The organism is Actinoplanes sp. ATCC 53533, from assembly GCF_003947245.1.
In genome coordinates, this window is sequence record NZ_QHHV01000283.1 from 1 (window position 1) to 2,881 (window position 2,881).

The 2,881-nt window shown below is 67.8% G+C and carries 4 protein-coding genes and 1 pseudogene; 1 reads left to right on the forward strand and 4 read right to left on the reverse strand.

Annotation, left to right across the window (positions count from 1 at the left end):
• From DMB66_RS53450 to DMB66_RS53460, 4 genes and pseudogenes are all read right to left on the reverse strand, one after another.
• Positions 1–343 (reverse strand): annotated as a pseudogene (locus DMB66_RS53450) (PH domain-containing protein); the annotation flags it as partial.
• Positions 344–352: 9 nt separating this feature from the next.
• Positions 353–511, reverse strand: coding sequence for a hypothetical protein (locus DMB66_RS63220; RefSeq protein ID WP_015625668.1), 159 nt, complete (start codon positions 509–511; stop codon positions 353–355).
• A gap of 130 nt (positions 512–641) precedes the next feature.
• Positions 642–1,322 (reverse strand): DUF6758 family protein, encoded by a 681-nt coding sequence (locus DMB66_RS53455; protein ID WP_370321109.1) that lies wholly within the window; start codon positions 1,320–1,322, stop codon positions 642–644.
• 79 nt (positions 1,323–1,401) lie between these two features.
• Positions 1,402–2,064 carry a TrmH family RNA methyltransferase gene (locus DMB66_RS53460; protein WP_199753172.1) on the reverse strand — a complete coding sequence of 221 codons (663 nt, stop codon included), beginning with the start codon at positions 2,062–2,064 and terminating at the stop codon, positions 1,402–1,404.
• A gap of 488 nt (positions 2,065–2,552) precedes the next feature.
• Between DMB66_RS53460 and trxA the strand changes: the two genes are divergently transcribed.
• The coding region (gene trxA, locus DMB66_RS53465; protein ID WP_125811737.1) for a thioredoxin at positions 2,553–2,881 on the forward strand (329 nt) is incomplete at its 3' end.

Below are 2,881 nucleotides of genomic sequence, written 5' to 3' on the forward strand. Positions count from 1 at the left end.
AGCGGGAGACCAGCGTGGTCGGCTCGTCCTCCAGCGGCAGCACCCGGCGCGGTCCACCCGGGACGCCCGCGCCGTCACCACCGAGGCCCTGGAGCTCTTCCTCGGTGAAGATCGGGGCTTCGTATTCACCCGGATCGCGGTAGTCGTCGCGGGAGTCCGTCCCGTAGCCGGCGCTCGGCGAATAGCCAGCGTCAGGCGAGTAGCCAGGGCCGGCCGAGGCCGCACCCCGGCGATACTCCGGAGCGTCGTCGAACGCCGGATCGTTGTAGCCGAAGTCTTCGTCGTCGTCGCGAGGGCGGCGCGCACCCTCGTCATCAGGTTGCCGCGGCTCGCCAGGACCCATCAGGTGATGTTAAGCGACGAGGTTGGTGAAGAACGTTCCGAAACCACGAGCAATGTCCCCGATGGTGTCACCCAGTGACTCGAACACCGCGGCGGCCGAGTTGGGGTTGAACGCAATGAAGAAGATCAAGAATGCGATGCCAAGCCAGGTGAGAACCTTCTTGATCATGGCGGGCCTTCTCCTCCGTTGCGGGTGACGGTCATCGCCGCGGCAACACTCACGGTATCAGTTTCGCTGCTCTGTGTGAACAATGTGGCCGAAAAGCCGATACCGCCCCCGCCGGGCCAGGCCTCGGAGTTCAGGCCTTGCCGTGCAGGTACGGGCTCGGCGCCCCGTACACGAGCTCGGGCGGCACCCCGTCGGACAGGTCGTGCAGGACGACATGCTCGGCCAGGAAGTAGCCCGCGCTTGCCGGCCACGCTACCGCATAGAGCCACATTCCTTTGGCTTCACTCACATAGGCGCTGCGATCTTCCGGAGACTTCACGCACCACAGTGGAGTCGGGTGCCCGCCCGCCTTGATCTTGGCGTGCGGGCCGGCGTGCCCGCCCGGGTCACGCGCCTCGAGCGCCTCGGCGATCAGATGACCGGGATCGAGACCGGGGATGCCGGCGAAGCGGGTGCCGAGGCCCACGCCGGGCTGCTCGGAGATCAGCACCAGCTCGGCCGGTCCGCCGCCGAGTGGATCCGGGCCGCTGCAGGCGAGCGCCGTCGCGCGTACGCCGGAACGCTCGTCGCCCGCCCAGCCCACGCCGGTGACCATCCAGCCGGGCGGGAGCGGCCAGGGACACCACAGCGGCATGTGCTCGACGGTGGGCGCGGGCCGGCTCCGCACGCTGTCGATGATCTCGGGGCCGATGTGCTCCGCGACATGAAACGGAGAGACGTCGCCACAGTCGTCGCAGCGCCAATCACTGTGCATCAGGTCCGGCGGCCGGACCTGCGCAGCACAACGGGGGCAACTCACTGTGACACCCACCCTCTTAAGGTGGGGCCCGACAGGGCCCCCGTCAAGCGGATCGGCAGAACCCGGGCCATCCCGGGCCGGTCGGCGATGATCACCCGGGCGGGGGACCAGCGTGCTCGCGCACCCAGGAGTGCATGGCGATGCCGCTCGCCACGCCCGCGTTGATCGACCGGGTGGAGCCGTACTGGGCGATCGAGAACAGCGCGCTGCACGCCGCGCGGGCGGCGGCGGAGAGCCCTGGTCCCTCCTGACCGAAGATCAGCACGCACTCCCGCGGCAGGGTGACGGACTCCATGGGCCGCGAACCCGGCAGGTTGTCGATGCCGATGATCGGCAGCGACGCGGCCGCCGCCCAGCCGGTGAACTCCTCGATCGTCGGGTGGTGGCGCACGTGCTGGTAGCGATCGGTGACCATGGCACCCCGCCGGTTCCACCGCCGCAGGCCGACGATGTGCACCTCGGCGGCGAGGAAGGCGTTGGCGTTGCGGACCACCGTGCCGATGTTGAAGTCGTGCTGCCAGTTCTCGATCGCGACGTGGAAGCCGTGCCGGTGCTGGTCGAGATCGGTGACGATCGCTTCGCGCCGCCAGTAGCGGTACCGGTCGACGACATTGCGCCGATCGCCCTGCGCGAGCAGCTCGGGGTCGTAATGCTGATCCGGGGGCCACTCGCCGGGCCAGGGGCCGACGCCGACCTCAAGCTCGGGCTCGGCCTCGGGGGCGTCCACTACGAGCGGGGTCGCGGGCTCAGCCATGGTCGCGGAATCGTCGGCCGTCATGGTCGAGCAGGCTAACCAGGGGCCCGCGGGCCGCACCTGGGGGGAGACGCAATGAGCGGCGGGGCCCTCCCCGGCACCCGCCGCCCACGCTCTGTTGAGGAAGAGTCTGCCTTACCCTGCGTATCTATGTGAAGGGTTCCCGATAGTGACTCAGCTCACATTTAACTTTGTTTTCTATTACGTTCAGTGGTGACCTCGTCGTTATCAAGCTGCGACACTGACCATCCGGACCACTCAGCGAGGCAGCCGGGGCAGCAAACCGGACGGCGCGGCATCCGAACTACGGGGAGCGCTCTCCCTACTTTGCGTTACTCTGAGTTGCCCAAGGTCGCCGTCGCGGTCCCGGAAAGGTGCCGCAGACCACGTGTCGCCGGCGCCGAGCCGGGAATCAGTAGGGGTGACGGCGGGTTGAGAACGCACGTAGGCCAATTTCCCGTGGCCTTTTTCCCGTGGACGGAGAGATCATGGCGACCGTTGCGCTGACCACAGAGAATTTCGACGAGGTGACCGGCAAGGGCGGCATCGTCCTGGTCGACTTCTGGGCCAGCTGGTGCGGGCCTTGTGTCCGCTTCGCGCCGACGTACGAGCGCTCGTCGGAGAAGCACACCGAGATCACCTTCGGCAAGGTCGACACCGAGGCGCAGCAGGAACTGGCCGCGAAGTTCGACATCCGCTCGATCCCCACGATCATGGCAGTGCGCGACGGCGTCATCGTCTTCTCGCAGCCCGGCGCCCTCCCCGAGTCGGCGCTCGAGTCCCTGATCGACCAGGTCGAGAAGCTCGACATGGAAGA

Excerpts from the sequence above, each read along its gene's own strand:
- DMB66_RS63220 (WP_015625668.1), bottom strand. The coding sequence starts at position 511 with ATGATCAAGAAGGTTCTCACCTGGCTTGGCATCGCATTCTTGATCTTC.
- DMB66_RS53460 (WP_199753172.1), bottom strand. The coding sequence starts at position 2,064 with ATGGCTGAGCCCGCGACCCCGCTCGTAGTGGACGCCCCCGAGGCCGAG.